The sequence below is a fragment of the Niameybacter sp. genome (assembly GCF_036655075.1).
In the GTDB taxonomy this organism is placed as follows: Bacteria; Bacillota; Clostridia; order Lachnospirales; family Cellulosilyticaceae; genus Holtiella.
The window spans coordinates 9,864-32,654 of sequence record NZ_JAVVQU010000018.1 but is presented as its reverse complement, the minus strand read 5'-3'; the positions used below and the strand labels follow the sequence as shown (position 1 = coordinate 32,654).

General features: G+C 36.1%; 21 protein-coding genes. 7 read left to right on the top strand and 14 right to left on the bottom strand.

All coding sequences use genetic code 11. From position 1 onward, the window contains the following. The first annotated feature begins 123 nt into the window (after positions 1-123). Positions 124-1,191, top strand: coding sequence for a GntR family transcriptional regulator (locus RRY75_RS06760; RefSeq protein ID WP_332527450.1), 1,068 nt, complete (start codon positions 124-126; stop codon positions 1,189-1,191). Positions 1,192-1,312: 121 nt separating this feature from the next. Here RRY75_RS06760 and RRY75_RS06755 read toward each other — a convergent pair whose 3' ends face one another. From RRY75_RS06755 to RRY75_RS06735, 5 genes are all read right to left on the bottom strand, one after another. Then, the gene (locus tag RRY75_RS06755; protein WP_332527451.1) at positions 1,313-1,861 is read right to left on the bottom strand and encodes a hypothetical protein; all 549 of its coding nucleotides are present in this window, start codon (positions 1,859-1,861) and stop codon (positions 1,313-1,315) included. Positions 1,862-2,048: 187 nt separating this feature from the next. Beyond that, positions 2,049-2,681 (bottom strand): hypothetical protein, encoded by a 633-nt coding sequence (locus tag RRY75_RS06750; RefSeq protein WP_332527452.1) that lies wholly within the window; start codon positions 2,679-2,681, stop codon positions 2,049-2,051. Positions 2,682-2,824: 143 nt separating this feature from the next. Further along, a complete protein-coding gene (locus RRY75_RS06745; RefSeq protein ID WP_332527453.1) occupies positions 2,825-4,042 on the bottom strand; it encodes an SPOCS domain-containing protein in 1,218 nt (405 codons plus the stop codon). A 16-nt stretch (positions 4,043-4,058) separates the two neighbouring features. Then, a complete protein-coding gene (locus RRY75_RS06740) occupies positions 4,059-4,547 on the bottom strand; it encodes a hypothetical protein (RefSeq protein ID WP_332491606.1) in 489 nt (162 codons plus the stop codon). A gap of 14 nt (positions 4,548-4,561) precedes the next feature. Continuing rightward, positions 4,562-5,035, bottom strand: a complete 474-nt coding sequence (locus RRY75_RS06735) for a DUF3794 domain-containing protein (protein WP_332527454.1) — start codon at positions 5,033-5,035, stop codon at positions 4,562-4,564. Positions 5,036-5,270: 235 nt separating this feature from the next. On the opposite strand from RRY75_RS06735, the gene RRY75_RS06730 reads away from it, so the two are divergent. Beyond that, a complete protein-coding gene (locus RRY75_RS06730) occupies positions 5,271-5,570 on the top strand; it encodes a hypothetical protein (RefSeq protein ID WP_332716068.1) in 300 nt (99 codons plus the stop codon). Between the two features lie 75 nt (positions 5,571-5,645). On the opposite strand, the gene RRY75_RS06725 is transcribed toward RRY75_RS06730, so the two are convergent. Genes RRY75_RS06725 through RRY75_RS06715 form a run of 3 tightly spaced genes read right to left on the bottom strand, consistent with a single transcriptional unit; the run spans position 5,646 to position 12,626 of the window. Next, on the bottom strand, positions 5,646-11,126 hold the full coding sequence (locus RRY75_RS06725; RefSeq protein WP_332716065.1) for a hypothetical protein: 5,481 nt from the start codon (positions 11,124-11,126) through the stop codon (positions 5,646-5,648). A gap of 1 nt (position 11,127) precedes the next feature. Further along, positions 11,128-12,423 (bottom strand): hypothetical protein, encoded by a 1,296-nt coding sequence (locus tag RRY75_RS06720; protein WP_332527456.1) that lies wholly within the window; start codon positions 12,421-12,423, stop codon positions 11,128-11,130. Beyond that, positions 12,411-12,626: a hypothetical protein gene (locus RRY75_RS06715; protein WP_332491614.1), complete on the bottom strand. Its 216-nt coding sequence runs from the start codon at positions 12,624-12,626 to the stop codon at positions 12,411-12,413. The genes RRY75_RS06720 and RRY75_RS06715 overlap by 13 nt, the downstream gene beginning before the upstream one ends. Positions 12,627-12,806: 180 nt before the next feature. On the opposite strand from RRY75_RS06715, the gene RRY75_RS06710 reads away from it, so the two are divergent. Genes RRY75_RS06710 through RRY75_RS06690 form a run of 5 tightly spaced genes read left to right on the top strand, consistent with a single transcriptional unit; the run spans position 12,807 to position 18,320 of the window. Then, positions 12,807-13,178 carry a hypothetical protein gene (locus tag RRY75_RS06710; RefSeq protein WP_332716060.1) on the top strand — a complete coding sequence of 124 codons (372 nt, stop codon included), beginning with the start codon at positions 12,807-12,809 and terminating at the stop codon, positions 13,176-13,178. Positions 13,179-13,191: 13 nt separating this feature from the next. Further along, a complete protein-coding gene (locus RRY75_RS06705) occupies positions 13,192-13,656 on the top strand; it encodes a hypothetical protein (RefSeq protein WP_332527457.1) in 465 nt (154 codons plus the stop codon). Beyond that, positions 13,634-14,080, top strand: coding sequence for a hypothetical protein (locus RRY75_RS06700; protein WP_332527458.1), 447 nt, complete (start codon positions 13,634-13,636; stop codon positions 14,078-14,080). Before RRY75_RS06705 ends, RRY75_RS06700 begins: the two co-directional genes overlap by 23 nt. Further along, positions 14,058-14,501, top strand: coding sequence for a hypothetical protein (locus RRY75_RS06695; protein WP_332491622.1), 444 nt, complete (start codon positions 14,058-14,060; stop codon positions 14,499-14,501). The genes RRY75_RS06700 and RRY75_RS06695 overlap by 23 nt, the downstream gene beginning before the upstream one ends. A gap of 24 nt (positions 14,502-14,525) precedes the next feature. Further along, entirely contained in the window at positions 14,526-18,320 is a 3,795-nt protein-coding gene (locus RRY75_RS06690; RefSeq protein WP_332527459.1) for a DUF11 domain-containing protein, read from the top strand. 442 nt (positions 18,321-18,762) lie between these two features. Here the strand turns inward: RRY75_RS06690 and RRY75_RS06685 are convergent, their stop codons facing one another. From RRY75_RS06685 to RRY75_RS06660, 6 genes are all read right to left on the bottom strand, one after another. Then, a complete protein-coding gene (locus tag RRY75_RS06685; RefSeq protein ID WP_332491625.1) occupies positions 18,763-19,251 on the bottom strand; it encodes a hypothetical protein in 489 nt (162 codons plus the stop codon). A gap of 100 nt (positions 19,252-19,351) precedes the next feature. Continuing rightward, positions 19,352-19,864, bottom strand: a complete 513-nt coding sequence (locus RRY75_RS06680; protein ID WP_332716053.1) for a hypothetical protein — start codon at positions 19,862-19,864, stop codon at positions 19,352-19,354. A 130-nt stretch (positions 19,865-19,994) separates the two neighbouring features. Beyond that, the gene (locus tag RRY75_RS06675) at positions 19,995-20,261 is read right to left on the bottom strand and encodes a hypothetical protein (RefSeq protein WP_332491629.1); all 267 of its coding nucleotides are present in this window, start codon (positions 20,259-20,261) and stop codon (positions 19,995-19,997) included. Positions 20,262-20,372: 111 nt separating this feature from the next. Next, positions 20,373-20,699 carry a DUF1540 domain-containing protein gene (locus RRY75_RS06670; RefSeq protein ID WP_332527462.1) on the bottom strand — a complete coding sequence of 109 codons (327 nt, stop codon included), beginning with the start codon at positions 20,697-20,699 and terminating at the stop codon, positions 20,373-20,375. A gap of 80 nt (positions 20,700-20,779) precedes the next feature. Continuing rightward, on the bottom strand, positions 20,780-21,274 hold the full coding sequence (locus RRY75_RS06665; RefSeq protein WP_332491632.1) for a hypothetical protein: 495 nt from the start codon (positions 21,272-21,274) through the stop codon (positions 20,780-20,782). 325 nt (positions 21,275-21,599) lie between these two features. Continuing rightward, positions 21,600-22,791, bottom strand: a 1,192-nt coding sequence (locus RRY75_RS06660; RefSeq protein WP_332716049.1) for a cache domain-containing protein, incomplete at its 5' end; no start/stop codon positions are given.

The window sequence follows — 22,791 nt, the reverse complement described above, 5'->3', positions numbered from 1 at the left end:
CTGTAATGTAGTAAAAAAGGAGAGGTTACTGATTTATGAAAGGTCTTTATATACTTGCCCAAACAGACTTGCAGATGGCAAAGAATAATTTAATAGAGTGTTTAGATAAATGGTTTAACGCCAATGTCAAGTGAGCCACTATACATCAGTATGCGTAAATATCTCCTAGAGATTATTGAACGAAACAAAAACACCCCCGACTTCAAATTACCTTCTGAGAACCAACTCGCTCTCCGCTTTAATGCAAGTCGCATTAGTGCTAAAAACGCTATTTTAACTTTAGAAAAGGATGGGCTAGTCTATCGCAAGCAAGGCAAAGGTACTTTTATTGCATCAAAGGCCAGTGAACTAGAACTTCTTAACAAGGAAAAACAAAATCCCATGATTTACTTTATCGTGCCTGGAGTAGGTGGAAACTTTATTAGTAAAATCCAAGAGGGCATCCAGTCCTTTGCATTTGAACACCATTTGTATCTTGGCATTCTTGTGACAGGTGGCAACCCACAAACAGAAGAAGAAATGGTTCGAGTAGCTACCCAAGGTAATTGTAAAGGACTTATCATCTATCCTACTGATAACAACGTGTATAATAAGGAAATTTTGAAATTGAGCTTAAATAACTTCCCTGTTGTTTTGGTCGATCGCTATTTGACTGGGTTAGACTTAAGCTATGTGGCTTGCGACCATTTTACAGCAGCCTATAATAGCACTAAATATCTCCTATCCAGAGGGCATACCCACATTGGATTTATTAGTCAAGACCCGCAGCTTGTCAGCTCTGTTCAAGACCGCTCTCGTGGTTATCAGCGTGCCCTTCTAGATGTTACAGGTAACTTTGATTCCAAATTACAACTCATCTGTGACCACACTGCACCCGACTTCTTTTCATCCTTTTCAAAGTATCTTGAAGCCAATCCAAACTTAAGTGCACTCATCACCACGAGCGCTGGCTATGGCATGAAACTAGCACCCTATCTGCAACATATAGGCCTTCAAATCCCTAAAGATTTGACGTTGATGCTCTTTGATAATGAGTTTGAAAACTATCTACACCTCCTCTCTTTCAAACCACTCATCATTGACCAAAACCCTTTTGAAATCGGAAGAAAAGCTGGAGAACTCCTTTATCGGCTCCTCTATAAAAATCCTAAGCCTAAAAAAATATTACTTCCTGAAACTATCATTGAGTAAACAAATAAAAGAGATGGAATCCTTCTAAAATGGTTCCATCTCTTTTATTAATCCCTCTCTACTTTAGACTTTCCGTTGTAATACTTACTTTATCCCACAGTACTTAAATCATATTTTATATTTATCTACAGCAAGGCCTACATGGTTTAGGCATACATTTATGCTCACAACATTGGCCCCATCCTGTTCCTACATTTTGACCACAGCCTTGACCACAGCCTTGGCCCCATCCTGCTCCTACATTTTGACCACATCCTTGGTCCCATCCTGCTGCTCCATTTTGATCATAACCTTGATCCCATCCTGCTGCCCCATTTTGACCGTAACCTTGGTTCCATCCTGCTGCTCCATTTTGACCGTAACCTTGGCCATTCGCTACACTATTATATGACCCTAATGTGTAACAACCATTATAAATATTTTCTTGATTGTAATGAAAAACATTGTAATCTGTTACATAATCTGTTGTAATATTGCGTTGTGTCACATAATAATGATTGTAACGATTGTAATAATTGTTGCAGATATTTGTATCTACTATATGATAGTTACCACCATTGATGTCATAACACTTATTGTATACTTGCGTTTGTCCTTCACATTGACTCTTATTTCCTTTAGTTACAGGCATCCTATTGCAGCTATTTTGTGCACATCTTTCACATGACATATTCCTTACACCCCTTTTCATATTTAGAAAGCATTTATATCTTTACTATAATCTATGTCCTTTCCTATTTATAGGTTCATACTTTTTAGATTAAAATTTAGTAAGAAGTAGATAATTAATTTATTGATTTTCTGTAATAATCAGCAAAAGCACCTCCCATTTGAAGGTGCTTTACCCTATTCACAAATTATTTACATGGCCATGGTGGACATGGTGGATTTTGAGGATATTGTGTACAAGGTGGCTTTACTGGCCATGATGGGCATGGTGGTGTTGGTGGGCATGGTGGGCATGGTTTAGGTTCACATGTACATTGATGCTCTGGTCCACCTTGAACAATGATAGGTTGATATTCATGACAAGGTCCGTGTCCATTTCCTCCACAGCCTCGGCCAGTACATGCACAGCAATTACCTGCGCCTGTTTCAGTAATTTGCTCTGGTCCTGTATAAGCTTTACTTACAAGAATCTTATAACATTCTGTTCCATCACAATAGCAAAGATCAAATTGATAAAATCCTTCGCAGTCACTTACGGTATGTGCCATCCCTTGGTATTGCTTTCCTGCTGTTGTACAGACTACTTTTACAAGTTTTAAAAGTGCATTAGGCACAGGATTGCCATCACAATCTTTTATTTGTCCCCATAAACGTACTACGTTACAAGGACCATCTTTCGTTGCAGATTCAACTAATACGTCTGCCCTTACTTCTGCAGCATCAAAATTTGTAATTTTAATGTCTACTGAGTTACCACATAATACGTTAGACATTCTTTGATGTTGACATCCATATTGTGTATTCGCTTCATAATTTGACATCTTACTACCTCCTAATAAATAATTAAAATTATTTTGCTAAGTGAAAAGAATGTTTTCTCTATATATTATGCCTGAAGCGATTATGGTGTTACTTTTTTGTGGATTTTGTTAAGATGTTATAAGACAACTCATTCCCTTGAAACTTAACAGCCTAAAATTTTTACATTAATGAGTGCAGACACATTAGTAAAGAAGCAACGTATATCTATAGCTTGATAATAAATATCTTCTACTACACCAGATATATCTAGTTTACTGCCTATTTCATAATCTGGTGGCAGCATCACAAAAGTGCTAAAAGGTACATCATAATGTGCTGAATGTACCTTTTGATCTGCCCCCAGTGCTGTATATTCAATGACTACATTTAAAATACTATAAATGATTACTTTATAGCCTGTTAAAATTTGTTTTTCCTCACTAACCATTTGTGGTGTTTTAAGCACATGACATCCTTTAACATCAATTGTACCAGTTACTGTATTAAGTGTTTCTATGCACGGTTTAACTTCTGGAATATATAAGTAAGCTTCAATGCTGAGTTGTTTAAAAGTATTGATATTGAGTTTTGTATAGGTTGTTACGGCTACTGGTTCCCCTTCAAGTACACCTGTATCCCCAAAAGGTAGCTCATATCTAAATGTAGCATGCGCTTGATTAGTCAAAAGACCACTGCAATTAGCCTTTATGACTTTTGTGGTGTACTGTATCATTGTACTTTCACGAGGTAAAATCTTGCCAAGAAAAATTCCCTTATCAAGTTCTACCCCATTTACCACCTCTCCTTGTACTTTCACACTACCTTCTACAAGTTCTATCTGTGGAGGCAAAATATCTGTAAAACATACGCCATTTGCTGGTAAATCTCCTATGTTACCAAGCTTGACTGTATAAGCAATTTCGTCACCTAAATTGACTTCTTGTTTATCTGCTGTTTTAATGACCTCTACCTCTGCTAGGTACAATTTAACCTCCCAACTATTACTAGCTACTTGGTTTGCTAGAACTGGTCCATCTACTGGCTGATAATTAAATCGTGCGATAGCTTGATTCACTGCAACAAGATTGTCACGATTTAAAACGGTGGCTTCAAAAGTGATTGTCTTCTTCGTTCCTGGCAGAAGGCTTCCAATGGGTACACCAGCAAAAACATTTGCATTTGGCAACAACATTCCTTCTACTTTTACACTTCCTTCTTTGAAACTAAGTGGTGCATCCAAAACATCATAAATAACTATATTAGTAAAAGGTATGGTATCATCATTACTTACATTAATACTATAAATAAGTGTCTGACCTACTACTGCATACGTATTTTGTGTTTTTTTGTAAAGAATAAATTTAGGTACGTATTGTGGCATGTTGAATATCTCCTTTCTAACATAATTTTATGTCTACAAACAACATGACACATTGATGGATGGTTCTTGAGTCTAACATACGTGCACATACATCTTCTACATAGGCACAAACGGTTAATCTATTTGCTCTAAAAAGCTCACAAATATCTGTTCCATTAGGTGATTTTTCTGGCAACACAACAAAGACACTCTTAAGTGTTTCATAGTATGCTGCATGTGCACTTTGTTTAGGTTCATTGGCTACATAGGTCACTTTCTCTTTTAAGTTAACCTCTGCTACTAATTTAAGCCCTGACAAGTTCTGCCCTTCATAAGAACGCCCTTTAGGTGTATCCACCAAACTAACATGCACTATTTCTGGCCATATCATGACATCTAGCATTCTTTCCATATCTGGTTTTTGTATCGGTATACTCAGCACTTCACATACTATTTCTTCTTTAAAATACATTGCCTCTGTAGGTAACACACCTTGCATACAACTGCCTGTTTCAAATGCCTTCATCTTCTTCCCTCCCCTTAGCACAAATCTGCAATAAGCATCATTGTAATGTTGTTATAAATACATCGTGTATCCATAGGTTCAGAATAAATATCCTCTACACTTACACTTGTAATCACAATAGAATTGGTATTAAATTCTTCTGGTAATACGATGTCTCCACAAAATGGAATGGTAACATGGGCTGTATGCAAACTTTGACTTGCTTCAAGCACTACATATTCAACTTTATACATAATATCTCCCATAACCATTACTTTGTATCCTGTGACACGTTGCCCCTCGAGTGATGTACCTATTGGTGTTACTACAATTTTTTGTTGTACAATGTCTGGCTTAACCCATACTTTAACAATTTGTTCTATATCGGGTTTTTGCATAGATACGCAAAATGTAAAATCTCTATTTATTTGTTTAAAATAGGGGAGTTTTCCATAATCACATCTATTTACACCATGGTATTCGATGAGTTCTCTCATGTGTGTTGCCATTTCATAAATCCTCCTCTAGACAAATTGCACACTATTTATTGCCTACTTACATAGTATGAAATTACCATTATTTGGGTTCATTAAAATAATCATTTTTTTACATTTTTAGTTAATTATAGGTCTTTATTTATAGTTTAAACTTTTTTCTATTTCAAGCACCATTCGACTTATTTTTACATATTATTATAGTGATTACTCTTATCAATCTTATATTTTTTAAAAGGAGGCTTATTTTATGTCCTGTTATACATGTTCAAATGCAGCAGCTACATGTAACAAAGCAAGTTTTTCCATGCCACTTCCAACTTATTGTTCTCTCACTTCAATGGCTCCCCCTGTCCCAGCACATCATTTTAACTTATACTGCGGTACTTATTGCCCACCTATTGTATGTACTACACCTTCTGCAAATCATGGAATTAGTTGCAATGCTTTCAACGGTTATTATCCACCAACCTGCGTCAAATACCCTGGCCACACACCAAGTTGCCCAACTTGTCCTACACATTGCCCAAATGATACTTGCCACCGCTGATAAACTATTATCTTACGCATAACAAAAGGGGATGTCTCAATTCATCCCCTTTTGTTATCCTAGTATTTTCTCTATTTAAGTTTCACTCACATTAAGCCCTACTTCCACTTTCAAGGCACGCTTATGAACAATAACATACTCTATATTTTTCGTCATTACTTGTAATTGCAAGCGTTCTTTAGACTTCTCATAACTTAATTCTATACACTTATTCCATACTTTTTTCACCTTAATTTGTCTATTTCCATCTTTTCCTCTATATGTAATATCGTAGTTTAAAATCCCTTTTATCTCTGCTTCTGAAGGATGGTCACTCACACAATATGCCTCTAATATTTCTGCCTCTACTTCAATATTTAAAATTTCATAAAGGTCGGGTGCATCATAAGACAAAAAGATTTGAGTTTCATAGTTAAGTAGCACTTGATAGGGTGATATTAACTCTAGTCTATCGACTAAAACTTCACTTCTTTTTTTATTTATTTTAAAGTTTGCCTGATTAAATAGATAGTCCGCATAAACACTGTGCTCCAATTGTGTACCTGTATAGTTACTTACTCTTAATTTATATGAAAGTATACATTGTTCTTGTAGTTTAAGCGCTCCCAGTCCAACTCCCGTACCAAGGTCGACTATCCCTTGACGTTTCCCGCCTCTTTTGAAGCTTCCTTCTACAAATAATAGGCCTTCTGGCAATGCATCATAAAAAATGATTTGATCTAAAGGCATACTACCCGTATTAATTAACTTAACACTTACCTCTACTTCACCCCCCACATTCATTTTTTGTTTATTACATTGCTTAAAAATTTCTAACTGCGCTGTTTCTACTTCTAATTTACTTCTTTTACTTTCTACCAACCCTTCTTCTATCTGATTATTTAATAGATATTGATAAGTGACTTTTGTCTTATGCTCAATCTTTCTGTCTAAAGGCATACGTTCAATTTGTCCTGTACAAATGAGCACAATCTTTTCTTTTTGCTCTATGTCTCCTAATTGTAAGAAGCCCCTTGCTCTTTCTTCCTCGTACGTACTCCCTTGTTCTTTTAAACTTTCAAATTCTACTTGCATTCCTTCTACCCTCAAAGAACCGGTTACATACCTTACTTCTTCTGGAAGTAAATCACTTATAGTGACTGCTTCTGCTTTACGATTCCCCTTATTGTGAATATACAACCTATACTGTACGAGTTCTCCTACAATAGCTCTTTCTGTATCCAACTCCCAGTTCATTTCTAGTAATGGACATGTACAAGCTAAAGGTATAGGAAGTGCTTGTATTTCCACCTCTTCTTCCCGTTCTTTATAGGTGAGTCTTGCACTTATGCAGTTTCCTTGCACTCTGTCATTTTCTTGATACTCTCTTGTAAGTTGACTTGCCACTAAGTCAACTTCTATAAGTCGTTTCTCCATAGGTTGTAGTGTCCCTATTTCTATTGTACCGTTTTTATTGATTTTGTTCTTAGCATAAAAAGGTTTTTGTACATAAGTGAATCCTATTGGTAACATCACTTGTACTTTAACACCTTTCGCCTGTTTATTCCCGCCATTTTGACAGTGTATTTGGCAGTGTACAGTCTTACCTTCATCCACTTCTTTCTTATCTACTATTAGACTGAAATATTCTCCTTCAAAATCTGCACTTTCAATCGTTACAAAGTAAGGTGGAATTTCTTTTTCACATACTTTTAATACCTCTTCACCATCTTCATATTCATAGATCACAGTTCCTGACACAGCTAAGTCTTCCTTTGTCACAAGTGTCTTCAATAGACCTCTAAATTTTATTTCTATCTCTTCATCTATCCTAAGTTTTTCAATATAGATACCTGATATGAGCTCACCTGTGTAAGCCCCCCCTTTAACATGATCTGGTATTGCTTCTATCTCTAGCCTTTCATCTATCATCAGTTGAATCTTTATTCCTTCTGTCTTAGCATTTCCCTTATTCGCTATCTTGAGGCTATATACGATGGTTTCGTTTTGTCTTAACGATGTTTTATCCCCTCTTAAAGTGATACTCCCTTCCTGTGAAAGTCCACTTTCTTTAAAGATAAAATTTCCTTTTAGGGTAGGACAACAAACTTTTTTAGGCATTGAACTTGTCGCTGAAATATACTGATAGGTAAGCATGCCCTCATATTCACACATAGTCTCTTTGGATATATGTGTCATAAATCCTTCTATAGTAATATGCTTCTTTTGCTGAGGATAAATTGTACCTAAACAAAAAGCTTCCTCTATAGACCTGAACAGTATGCTCTCTTGCTCACTATAAACTTCTTCTACTTGAAAACCTAATTTCTCAAAGCCTTTTAAGTAAATCATAGTTTGCTCCATAGGACAGTTGCCTTCCCCTGTAAGCCATAAAGTTAAGGTAACCTTCTCTCCCACATGTACCACCTTGTGGCTCATTTCTAATTTAAAAGCCTCGGGTGTCAGTGGACCTGCTGCATAAATGTAAAGCTTTTGTTCTTCTGTATACAAGGTGTGTTGCCTTCTATACATCCCCGAACCAAATTCATAGCAAAGCTTTCCTCTTATACATAGCTTCCCATCTAGAACGAACTGTTTCACTTTGCCTATAGCAGAAATCACCCTCGTTTGATTGGGTAGTACTGTTGGAATTTGCATAGGCCTTAATCCAAAATCGGATTCAAAACTTACCCCATCTCCTTCAATACAGTAATACAAATTGTACGCTTCCTCATTCCCTCTCGCACAAATAGTTACATCAAAATTAAAGGACTCTTCCAAATCAATATTTTGCTCAGTTAAGTTGTATCCGCCTACTCCTGTTACAAGTTGAAGTGCTGCATCTGCTACCTGTACACTGATAGGCTCTGTTACGGTCTTCTGTTTGCGTATACAAGTGCCTACATTGTATGCATAAGTTACTATACTTCTCGTATCAAAATATCCACTTACAGGTATTTCACTCACTTTCACACCATAACGTATGCTATAGGCTTCTCCAGGTTCTACCGTTCCTAATAATATAGCTTCTTTGAGGGGATTATTGTCTATCGCTATGCCATTTAAAGTCAATGTACCTCTTTCATAAATGCAGGTCTCTGATGCACTTTCTTGTAGGCGTACGTCTAGTGCCTTTACATTACCCACATTTTTTAGATTCACTGTGTAATACACGACTTCATGAAGAGGTGTGATGGTCGTTTCTACACTTCTTGTCAACCCATTTGCTTCTTCTATACATGCATAGTGTATCGCTACTTCTATAGAATCTAAGGCATAGCTCCTTTCAATCTGTCTACTTTTATTAGATTTATAATTATTTATCATAAATGTATAGCCTAGTAAAGGTGCTACTTTAATAATTCCCTGGGAAGGTATATGTGTAACATCCATATAATAGTCCAAAACTTGCTGTTCACCTGGCATGAGTTGATTCAGTACCATTGGATTGTTGTTTCTCCAAGTAGCTTCTTGTAGCTCTGGTAGGACTAATACAATATTCTCTGCTGATACATTTCCTAAGTTAGCAATAGCTAGTGCATAGTGAACTACATCACCTTTTGCATAGTAATAACTTTCTACTTGTTGGACACATTTCTGCTGGATAAAAGGGCTTATATATGCATCTACTACTTGTATCCCTTGCCCCTTAAAACTTATTTCCTTGGTATAACATTTGTTTGTATGTGTTGTATAGTGATAAGTGAGTTGTGATCTAGGACTAAGCATTCCATCTGGTGGTAGTCCTATCACTTGAGCCTTATAAGTCACAGTTTGTGTTTCTTTAGGCTGTAGCTTTTCTATATAGAGCTCATCTGCATACTCTTTTAAAAAGCAGAGTCCTTCTACCGCTTCTTCTTGTATAGTAATGTCATAGGCCGTAAGATTGCCTGTATTAGTAAGTGTAAAAGTACAGACTACTTCTTCCCCTACACATACCTCTTCCGGATAGAAGCACTTGTTTATATCCTCCCATTCTTCACTTATACAAGCAGCTTCAATGACTAGCGGAAGTACTTCTTGGGCACTTACTTGTTCTATATGTTCTTCACCTACATTATAGGTATAAATGACTTGTGCATTTATAAATGCCTGTGAGGGCAAAGGTATAGCTATTATTTCAACACATAACTCCTCTGTATAAGATGCTTGTGGTTCTAAGGATGCATCACAACACTTACTCACCTTTTCCCCTTCTTGCAACCATCCTTCTCCACTTACTACTACACCTACTGGAACATCTAGAACAATTTCTATATTGTTTGCTGGCACATTTCCTTTATTCATAAAAGATAAATGAGTTGTTATTGTGTCACCTAATGTAAAAACCTCTTCAAGTCCTTCTATTAGATGCCTTTCTAGTGGATCTATACAGGCAAGTATTACCTGTGTCGGTTCAGCTTGCACATAAACTTCCTCTTCTACCATGTGCTCTGCTACGCCATACCAATAAGTCATCTTTGGCATTGTTTGCAACACTTCATTTAAAGGCCACTCACCTAATACTTCTACTTTATAACTTATACTAAACACTTCACCTGGGGAACAATCTGGCAATGCAATTTGAATCTGGCGACTTTGCTCCCCAGGCTCTTCTTGCATCTTATAGCCATTTTGTCCATTTATAAGTAAACTATCTTGTATCCACCTTGCCCCCTCTGGTATAGTATCTATAACCTGTATATTGCAGGCACTTACTGTTCCTACATTACAGCCTTCAAAAGTATAGGTGAGCTCATCTCCTTCTGTTGCAAACTCCGATGAAACACATTTTCGTAAGGGCTCTTGTTTGCCTGTGAAGTATACCATTTCTATAGGTATTTCTACAGCGTTTGTAGTGCTCTCTTGAACAACACATTGTCGATTGGGATAAGTGAGTCTATACTGTATATGTAAGGCTTGTGTCACTTCTTTTACACACGGGAAGTCTTCTACCTTAACTGTGTAAGAATAAGTTCTCATCTCTCCTATATCTAATGCTTCTATATACATATTTCCTTCTTCTACTAAAGTGGTCTTCCCTTCTAGGCTTTTAATTGTATCAGGTATTAAATATGTGCCATGAGGTGCTAGCGGTCCTACTAAAATCTGCTCAGCTTTTCGATTGCCCTTATTGGCTATACTAACGCTGTAAGTTATATCCTCTCCCCTATTGACTGCACCTTTATTCCCTTGTAGTACGAAACTACCTGCCCTATAAGCTATATTCGCATCCACGATATAAGTCATAACAGCATTACTTGTGAGCACGTAAGCTTCTTTTCCAACATTGTAGTATACATCCGCCATCTGAGTAATAAGATTTTCTCTTGGAAAATCTATGACTTCACCTACAAAAGTCACTTTGATTTCTTCCCAACTTTGCAAGTTTTTAATGAGAAAACCCTCAGTTACAATTTTGCTGTCATTGTATAGAATCTCTTTCATATTCACCCATTTAAAAGTAATGACTTCATCAAAAGGATTTACAATGCGTAGGCTATCTATTTTTTGTTCTTCATTTCTAATAGTGATACTGTAGTTTATTTCATCTTGAAGCTTTGCAAAGCTCTTATCTACTTCCAAACAAATGATCATCTTATCCTCCTTCCTCCTCCCTCATAACAAAGGTTTTATATAGCTTAAACTGATTTTTTTCTCCTTTGAATAGTCTTAACTTATAACCTACTACTTGATTTGTTTTTTCACACCATATAGTATGTTTCATGCCCAGCATAAGAGGTGCTTGCGCACTTATTTCAATGGGATAACCTTCCCCTAGCTTATCTATTCTTTCTTGTGCCATCTCTCTTTTGATTTCGTCATGGCCACTTGCCTCTTCATAAGTCCCCTTTACTTCACCCTCTCGTGCTATACTCTCTCTATATTTTGTAGCCTCTAAATACATTTCTTGTTGTAAATAATTATACAAATAACCACGTTCTATGCCAATTATCCAACATCTGGTAGGGGCCTCTTGCGTCTTGGCATTTATCTTGATAAAAACTTGTTCTGTTTCACTTTCTAAAAATCTACCTACTTTCATCTCGTAATCATAAACTTTTTCTACTTCCAAATTCATCAATTGATTTCTTGTTTGATGACCATGTGTGGCTACGAGCTGAAGATGAGTAAAATAATCAGCATCTTTTTCTTTTTTTCCTGTTAAAAAAACATCTTCCTCTACCTCATCCTTTTCTAAATAAGCACTCATACCAAGTAAAAAGTCCATATCCGTTTTATTACTTGTACCACTCACACATTTAAGGCGAGCCTCTTCTAAATACGTCGTATAAATAGTTTCTTCTGGGTAAAGCTCCTGCAAATATTCATAGTATCCCACAATGGTAGGATAATAAAAAGCATCTAAGCTTGTATCTTCAACAAGTGTACCTTTCTTATAGCGATAAATATGTACATCATAGGCCTCAAGTTCCTTATTTTTCCATAAAATAATTTCGTCTTTCCCATCTAGACTATCCACATCTTGTATATATAATTTATCATAAGCAATATAATCAGCTAAGAGCGATTGTGCTGCTTCCTCTGTCCATTCAAGCAACATCAATTGGCTCTTTGCCATACCCTCAATCTTTCCTGCAATAGCTACCTCACATCTTTTTGCATCTTGTACGTGGGTGATTTGAAAATGCTGAACACCTTTATATTTCACAGCTCGATTCCAAGCTACATACCATTTTTTCTCTTTTTTAAGACCTATCAAATAATAAATTTCATCCTTTTTATAGAGTGCCATCATCTCTAGTTCCCCATCTTGGTCTAAATCCCCCTCCAAAACAGCTGGCTCCCCACAATAATTTTCTAGTGTAACAAGTTGAGCATTCCTTGGTAAAAAGTAGCTGACAACACGAATTTTATTTTTTATAAGCTCCATATAACCACCACTTTATAAACACACTCCCTTTCTCTTGACACTTGGAAGGCATATCGCCCTCCTTCATCTGACCAACACTTTGCTACATCTTTATATACCGTATGCCTATTATGTTGGACCTTTCTTAACAGTCGTACGCACACATAAGGTATGGCAGAGCCTTCTTCATCTTGTATAATACCCCATATTTTAATTTCCCTCATACTTTGCCTATTCCCCCCCTCCGTACAATCTATTCCATATATATATATTAAGTACACCCTTAAGGTATTCAAACATATCCTGTTTTTACACTGGAGCTTTGTCCTTTTTAAGTATTTTATAAATATTCGTCTACAAGAATGTATATATATAATTATATTCCATATTGAGGAGGTTTCATCATGCAATCTGATCAAACAATTATTATTGGCAATAGTACAGCCATTAATATTAACCCTTCTATTTCTACTAGTGAAATACGTGCCGATATTAGAGTTGGCGAATACTCCGCTATCAGGTTATGGGGACAAATTTTGAATATGAACCAGCAACCTATTTCTAATGCCCTTGTCAAACTTGTAAAAATTATAGGTTCTGAATCTTGTCCTGAATACCTAGGTATTGCTCATACCACAAGTGACTGTGAAGGGTTTTACCAATTTGATATTTGTTCTAATGAAAATGCTTGGTATAAAATTCTTGTGGGTAAATCTAATACAGGTAGAGAAATTATTATTGATGACGCAAATGAGGCTTGTCCTAACCTCATCTAATGGAGGTGCCTGCATGATTGCTGATACTTATGATCCCACTGACTATTCTATTGAAACTTGTATTTTGGGCGAGAGTAACCCTTTCTTGATTACTAACACTACTGCTTCCTCTTCTTTACAAATGAATTTGAGTGTTTCTAGTTATCATCACCTTAAATTTTGGGGGCAACTTTTAACTCAGCATCAGCTTCCACTCTATAAGGTTGATGTTGAATTGATAGAAGTTCGCTATAGCCCACCTCAATTTACTTTTACAAAACTTGCTAACACCCTTACCGATGCTAGCGGCTTCTATTACTTTGAGCATACAAGTTGCGACATTGGTTGCTATTATTTGAACGTACACTCACACAATGTACTTTACAATCATCTTTTATTTTCTAATCTTAATCGTTGTTATCACAAACCTTGTTCTGATTGTTCATGCTTTAAACAGTTTCAAAAGGAGGTATCTTATGACATTACCAAACACCGTTGATTCGCCTTATTTTAGACTTTTTAATATAAGTGGCATTTATACACTTCCCCCCGCATCTCTAGATTTAGAGAATGTGACGGAAGTGTCAGCAACAGCTACTTTAGCTACCTACGAAGTGCTTCACCCTATGCCTGATGCCTATAAAATTTTTATAAAAGGAGATGCTTGCTTTAGGTTTAACTATTCTGATCCTCATGCATGTTCACAAGTTCACTCTTTAAACTATACACACCCTTTTAGTGTCTATATTCCTATTGAATATGGTGTTAGTGAGCAAACCTTTAATCTCCACCCTCTTATAGTAGATTGCTATGGTATTGGTTTATCTTCAAGAACCCTATATTATAACTTGACACTCATCGCCATAGCCTCTGTGTCAAGTATTAAAGGAGGTGGCATACATGAGTGCTGTACATTGTTCTAAAGAAGATACTTTTTTTGAACACCTTTGCATTCCATCTCATAAGCCACCTATTCTAAAACTTGTCAAATGTGAAATCATACCTGAAGTGAGTGAGTATAAGTTAGTTGATACACTTCATGGGCGTTCATTTGAAGGCGAAATCTTAACTGGGATAAATCTTATAGTACTCCTTACCCTAAATGAAGAAATGACCTACATCTCAGATACTGTCGCTCAGACTATCCACGCCATACACTATACCTTTTTAAAAACCATTATTTTAAATGTTCCTGAACTCCCTGATCCTGCTACTATCAAACAACTTATACAAACTGGTCACTTTACCCTTACCCCCTCAATTACTTCTACCCACACTCATATTAAGTCACCTACTTACTTTGACCAAAATGTTTTACTTAGCTTAGATTTTCATGCTCATTAATTTTATTAAAAAGGAGGTATCTCAATGCCTATGCCCTTTGACTGCATGGACCTAGCTTATATGCTTGACTCAGCTACGTCTACCTTATATACGCTTAACCTTGTTACAGGGGTAAGAAAATTTTTATTAGATGTTCGTCCTACTCCCTTAACTCATACATTGATTTATAATGATTTAGATCAGCTCTTATACTTTTATGACGTCAAAAAACATCAACTCTGTAAGTTAGATGTCCAGGGTAAAATATATACTTGTCCCGTTAACGGCCTTCCTGAGAAAGTTTATCAAGCCATAGCACTTAACCCACAAGGTATACTTTACTTGTATGAAAATCTAGATTCTCATTTTTATGCGCTTAATCTAGATGAAACTGCCCCTGACTATTTAGTTGCCACATCTTTTTCCATCCCTTCCTTACCAATAAGTAGCTGGTGTGCACATCCCCATCTACCTTATTTGTACACCTTAAGTACGGATGGTCAAGTACTTCGGTTAGATCCTTCTCTTGATACACTCATTACTTTAACAACTCATGGGATTGGTACTTTCTCTACGTATGAGATGCTCTTTGACTATGATGGATTTCTATATGTAATTGATAGTTCAAAAGGTGCTATTTACCGTATCACTATTGAAGATGAAGTAGCTGTAGGGGAATTACTTTCTACCTTGGACTTTTCCCTTAGTTCAGCTTGCCTTAGTCGCAGCTTGCTTTCACCTCTGCTTATCTCTTTAGGTACAGCCCCGATACCTTACACGACGAGTTTTGCTGAAAATGGTCCTCGTCACGTCCATACTGATTTGCTTACTTTACATTCAAAAGTACCCATTCCAAATGCTTCTTTGGCATCTCCTATTTATGAAGTAACTATAGACATCACAAATCAAACAGGTGTCACAGCTACTTTATATGGCTGGATAGATTGGAATCAAAGTGGACAATTTGAACAAGTTGAAGCACTAGAACCTGTACTCATCCCTTCACTTTTAAATACGCCGCAAAAAGTAACCCTTTCCTTTAAGCGCCCACCTATGGATAAAATTCTGCTTGGGCACACTTATATGCGCTTAAGGCTTACCACTGATCAACTAGAAGTCAAACAGCATGCCTTGCTACATATAGACCATCGCTCTTTAGGTCCTGCATCTGATGGAGAGGTATTAGATTTACCGCTTCTTATCTGTGCCCCCGAACCTATTGGAAAAGGCCCTATCTATGAAAAAGTACTTGTAGGTGATCTTTTAGAAAGTTGTATTGAGGTGAGTGATCCTTGTGAGGGTGCACTTATTTATGCCTTAGAATCTGGGCCTGCTCGGGGAAAAGTAAACTTAAATGAATCGACAGGGCACTTTACTTATACCCCCAGCCTAGCCCCCCTTACTCAAGATAGCTTCACCATAAGCGCTACCTCTCTTATTAGCCATTTGAGTGTTTCTATACCTGTACAGGTCAATATTGAACAAGCTGCCTTACAAATAGATTTTGTTCCAAGTCATCAAGAACTTACACTTCAAGACACTTTGACCTATATGGCTACTTTACGCAATATAGGTTCATTACCTCTTGAAAATCTTTTGTTCACAGCCTCCTTGCCTGAAGGAATGACTTATGAGCAGGGTTCTGTCATGATTAATGGGATTAGTGATTTGATTAGTATTCCTACTTTTGGCATTTCTTTAGTAAAACTATTACCTGGTGAACTATGTACTATTGCTTTCACCACACTGCTTCTTGAAGCACCTCCCAATAATATGGCACCTTCTTGTGAAGTAAAATGTACTTATGCGCTTACTCCTTTAGAAAAAGCTTCTACCTTAAAGGCAACACAAATAGCCAAACCCTGTGTACTCAAGCGACCATCTCTTCACATGAAACTTATTGCCAATACCGATTCTGCTTTTTTAGAAGATTTGATTCAATATACTGTAACCCTTACCAATACAGGCGATTTACCCCTTACTGATATTCATTTATCTTTAGCCTTACCTCTTGAAATACAATACAGAGGTGACTTCACTTTGGACCATACACTCACTCATAGCAACTTATTAGAAGGCTATTTGATTACTTCTATGTCACCGAAAGAAACGCATCAATTGCAATTTAAAGCTGCACCTACTTCCTCTTCCTCTATAGCTACACTTACAACTATACTTTTCACCCAATACACCTACACGCTAAATCATAAACAGCACACTTACGATGGACTAACTGCTTCTCATAGTCTAACCTTACACCAACCTTCCTTCACCTTGACCAAGCGAGCCGATAAGACAGCAATCAATTTAGGGGAATGTTTTACCTATACCCTATCTGCTACAAATGATAGCGAAGTACCTATCAAAGAAGTAGTTCTTAAAGAAAACATCCCATCTTTCTTAAAAATTTTAAGCATTAAGCAAAATAAACAACCCCTGCGTAACACCTTAACAGAAGGGATGAGCATTGGTGATTTGCCCCCTCATACGACCAAACATGTAGATATTGAGCTCATGGTCTTAGAAACCGCTTCACCCGTCAAGATCCTGAGCTATCCTACAGTAGGCATGTTTAAAATTTTATCTGGAGGCTATGAAAAAATCTTTTATGTGGAGGCAGTGGATGAACAAGGGGTGTTACTCACTTGTGCCAACCTTTTGCTAACAAAATCTACTAAAACCCAAGATTTTGTAGTAGGTGAAACTATTACCTATGAGATTACAGCAACCAATGTAGGAACCCTCAAACTTACTCATCTTAAAGTCGAAGATTTACTCGCACCTGAACTCAAATTTATAACAGGCTCTGTATTTTTAGACCAAGTACCTGTTTCAAATGCCTCTATTATTAGTGGTGTCTCCTTAGATACCCTTAATGCCGGAGCTTCTAAAGTCCTTACTTTTGATGCACTTATTTTAGATCACAAAAAAGATGTCATTGAAAACATTTGTTCCGGCTACTATAGTTACTTGCCTTATGGCACTTCCCAAGAAAAAATGGGCTTTGTCAAAAGTGAACCCCATCAAATTCACATCTTAAATCCTCAGATAGAAATAACAGGGTCAGTCAGTCAATCTATTGCTTATTTACATGATCATCTAGACTACACACTTTATATTACCAATAAAGGCGACATAGATGCTTTTAACGTAGTTGTGCAAAATACGTCTTGTTGTACCACACTTATAGACGGTAGTTTTAAAATCAATGGCACCCTCATTAATAGCGTAGAACTAGGTGCGCCTATTAATGTTGGTTCTATCCCAAAAGGGGATACAACGCTTATCACATTCTCTACTTTAGTCACCGGAAGCCTCCATCACGAAGATGCTATCATCAATGAAGTATGTGCGAAATTTATGTACTATATCTGTGACCACTCTACCAAATATATGACATGTCCTAATTTCAAACTTACTATCCCTCTTACACCCTCTACCTTTAAGCAAGTTTCTCTAGAGCAGTCTTTAGAGCTTCCTTTGGATAAACCTGATATCGATGTAATAAACACTATAGGTGGGCAGATTAGTTTGCTCAAATCTTACATTATCAAAACACCAAAAGGTATCGCTATAGACGGTCAAACCCTTACCGGTTCCAAATTAATGGTGCATGCTTTATTTGAAATGAGTGTAGAATATGCTTCTAATGAAATAGATTCTTGCATTTGTACGGCTCACTACACCCTTCCTTTTAGTACTTTTATTATACTGCCTGAAAATGCAACGCCCAGTGCTAATGTGCCTATTGACGCTAAAATTCAAAATGTATCCTGGCGTGTCCTTAATAATCGTTGTTTCTTTGCTTGTGCATCCATACTTGTAATGGTTCGTCTCTAGTAAAAGGCCATAAAATAACTATTCAAACTAAGAAAGGAGTGTATACTATGTATCCTCTTAAGCATGCATTTGTAAAATATGAAGGTATTTGTGACTATACGCCAAAAATCCTAGACAACTTCATAAATCTTTCTACTTCTTTTACAGTTTCTATTCCTTATAAGACTTGGCCTATTTATACACTCCATAAAGTCACCATCACAACTCGTCCCCTAGCTCTAGGAGACGAGTCTATGCTCTCTCTCCCCTTGACATTAATCTATCAGTACACGATCAAAGACCTTTGTCACACTATGCATACAACAACTTATTCTCATATCATGCATGAAGAGCTTTCCGCTATAAGCTCCCTTTCTATACGTAAAGTTTATGTTGAAAACCTTTTTGCTTATTGTTTAGACGATTGCCATATCTACACTGCCATTTCTCTTTTTGTCACCCTCTAAAAATGTTGATAATCACTTATTGCTATACCTTTTTTCTCCATCGGTTCACTATTATTCGTACTTTTTATATCATTCCGTTTCCAGTGTTTGTGTTCTACACAATAAGTTTGCTTTTCTTCTTGACAATCTACTGGTATAGGCAGTATTTTACAGCCTTCTATAATCACATATAACTGATTTTCCTCCCCGTAGACTTCCACTTTATAGTGGCCTTCTTGATCTGTTGTGGTACAGGCTACTAATTCAAAATAAGTGCTTTCTCTATGGGTGCATGGTTTAATAATTTTTACACTTTCCCCACACACCGGTACCATCTTCTCATTATAAATGACGCCTGAAAAAGTTATTACACTCACTTGATTTAGTTTAATATCAGCCTGTATTTCTGCAGCTTCTTTAATTGGTTGAACCTCAATACTTTTACTTGTTGGGACTTTCTCATACAGGGTATAACTTGCTTCATGATAGTATGTGCTATAGCTCATATCCTCTCTCCTTTATGCTTTATTATTAATATATGCACTTTGGGGGGAAATGTTAAAACAATATAGAGAGACTGTTATAAAACAGCCTCTCTATATTGGATTATTGTTGTTTTTTTTCAGGGGGTATACCTATCAAAAAACCTACACAACCACTAACAAAACTTCTAAATTGTGAAATCGTAGCAAGGGCATCTTGTGGAGTATTTGTACACTCTCTTGATAAAAACAAAATGAACAGTGAAATCAATCCTATTGCAGTTACAATCATAATTTGTATTCTATTTTCTTGCTTATTGTCTAGATTCGTCTCTTTTGGTTCTTGTATAACTTCTTCAATTTTACAAGTACACTCTAACTTTTTTAGTCCATGAGATTGCTTTCTACTTTTCTTACTCACAATTTCTTTGCTCATAAAATTGCTACTAATAAAATAACCAAATATAGCTGCCATTGTTGTCCGAACGATAATGTCTATATTGCTGGCATTTCCAAGTGCCTTGCCACAAAGCAAAGTAACTCCCGAATACGACATAAATGCGACCATAAAGAGTATAAGACATTTATCCCGTAAGGAAATAAACTTACAAAATTTAAATAGATTTCTTTTCTTCATTTTCTTCCCCCCCTCCCCTTGTACTATAGTCTATGCACGTCCTTAGAAAAGGGATCACTTGCATAAAAAAGTCCCCATGTAGCTTGCTATAATCAGCAATCTACATGGGGGCTTTTTGAAATATTGACTCTTAAAGACACATTTTATTTTTTAAACATTGTAAAATATCACTTCTTGAGATGAGTTTCATCATATGTTCTGTATCTTCATCAAATAATTGATACAACCTTGCTGCACATTCTAAAAGTTCGTCGTAACATTCAAAACAAAATGTTGGATTTTCACCATTTGAAGTGATAAGCCTTTGGAATCTTTGGTCATCTGGTAAAGTGGCATCATATAAAGTATGTTTTTCATCTATTTTGTCGCACGCTATACATTTTACTGGTTTATTCATGATTATTTCTCCTCTAAGTATTCTCTTTTTTCTTATTATACTCCTAGAAGAAATTTCAAAAAACAACTTAGGTTATTTATCCCTCTTTTATTATAAAAAAAGAAGAAGCCTTTAGCTTCTTCCACATCTAAACGTGCCGCATTGCGTATCTTGGCTACATGTACAAGTTGATGCACCCGCCATACCTACTTCTTCTGCCTCGCAAACATTATCCTCATTAAATATACAATGATCTGCTGTACATTTAATATCTACCACAGCTTGTGCCATATGCTCTTGGTTACTTAATGTGTATTCAGAAGCATCAAAATTCGTACAACATGTATCTTCCACATTTGTAGCCACTTGGCCATCTCCATCGACTAAAATATAGTTCAAGGTACAATACTCTTCCTTATTATAGGAACAATTATCCACCGTACAACGTAATTTAGGCATATCTAACCTCCTGTTTGAAACAAATTTTAAGATTAGTATGCCTCATTTACAAATTTTTATCAGTAATTAATAGGTAAATATTAAATTTTTGTATTTTCTAATGTTTTAATGGTAATGCTGAGTTCTTGCATACGTTCATCAATGATATGATATAAACTTTCATCTAATATAAGTGTAAATTTATAAGTATTATATTGGTCAATAAAATTGCCTGTTGTATAAGATTTTTTATCTGCTTCTGTCTTTCCAATATAAAAGAGTTGGTTGGCATTAACATAAATGACTTCTGTCTCCTCAAAAGTTAAAAACTTATACCCCCCTACACTCACACCGTATTTGAGAAATTTTTTATTCATTGCTTTGATTTGCTTTAATACTTCTTTTCCATTTTTAAAATGAGTGCCATCCATCTCTTTAATTTCTTTTTTAATATCCTCAAGCCCTTTGTGGCTTTCTTTATATGTTGCAATAAGTAAATTCATAGTACTTCTAAGTTGAAGCTCTACCTCAGACTTAATAGGGGTTGGCTTAGCTACTGAAGCCCCCTTCGATGGAAATTGATAAACCTTTGCCATAATCTTAACCTACTTTCTTTTAATCATTAACATATTTTTATATGATTTCTTCAATGCTTTAATCGAATTTACAGCAAAATAGTGCATTCTTGCAATTTATGTTGATTTATGACGATATTTCATTTATTCTACTTATGGGATAGGCTCCCCCTTTCCCCTTATGCACAAAATATTTTGATCGTCTCCCTAATTGCGATCAACTCTCTATACAGTATGCAACCCCTAATTCCCAATATGTTATAGATTACCCATCATTTTGCTGCATAAGTATCCCCTTACCTAAAAAGCCTATTCACACTCTTCGTTCAGAGGTGAATAGGCTTTTTTATTGTATAGGAATCATTACTACAAGATGAAACTCTTGTTGACTCACATTGTACGCCCACTTCATATTCCCATTATAGTTTTTGACAATCTTATCCATAATTTTCATACCATACCCATGATACACCTTATTCTCTTTAGATGTAAGTAATTGTTTTCCTTTTACTTTAGGTGATTTTGTACAGGTATTTACAATTTTTATTATAATCCAAGCCTCATTAAAGGTATAGAGCATGCATTTTACTTTTCTTGGCGCTTCTTCACTGATATGCTCAATCGCATTGTCAAACATATTACTAAAAAGGCTTACTCTGTCTTTCACACTCATAAAACTTAAGTCTACCTTTTCAACATCCACTTTACATGTAATATTTGCTCTTTCCATGACTTCCAGTTTATCATTTAAAATAATATCAAATATTTCATTACCTGTAATCCTTTTATAAGAATACTTTTCAATATCTTGATTCATTTCCTCTAGATACTCTATGAACTGTGATTCAGCTTTCGTATGCATCAAAGACTGTAAACACATCATATGATTTTTCATATCATGTATAAGGGTATGACCTCGTTCATATTTTTCTTCCAATAATTCACAATGTTGCCTAAGCATTTCTTCTCTCTCTCTTACAAGCTCTTGCTCTTTCTTTTGATGATAGCGCCAAATGACTAATCCTATGCTGATTGAACTGATTAAAAGTGCTAATGTACTTATAAGTCTTAACTCACTTTGCTTCTTCAGTCCTGTTGAGAGCATTTCACTATTTCGCTCCACTAGGGCTGCAATATCATCTATATAAACACCCATAGAAACTACCCAATTATACGGTTCATAAAGTTTAGCATAGCTTAGTTTGAGTTCAACTTCTCCTCTATCTTGTTTTGGATAGTGGTAGGTATTAAAAGATTCTCTCGTTTGTTTTAAATCTTCTAGTTCCTTTGCATAAGGAAAGTTACCCTTAGTATCCATACTTTCAGTAGAACTCAGGGTCCCTACGTGTTCTGGAAAACTAGGATCGATAATACAACGTGCATAGTCTTCCCCACCTTCATACTTAAGCACTTCATTCACCCATATAGTATTATCTTTAGCAAAACTCATGTTCTCTATGTCATATATAGAAACTTCTTTGGTGTGCTCTCGTATCATTTCTTCAGTTATGCCTACTGCAACAAGCCTTTGCCTATCT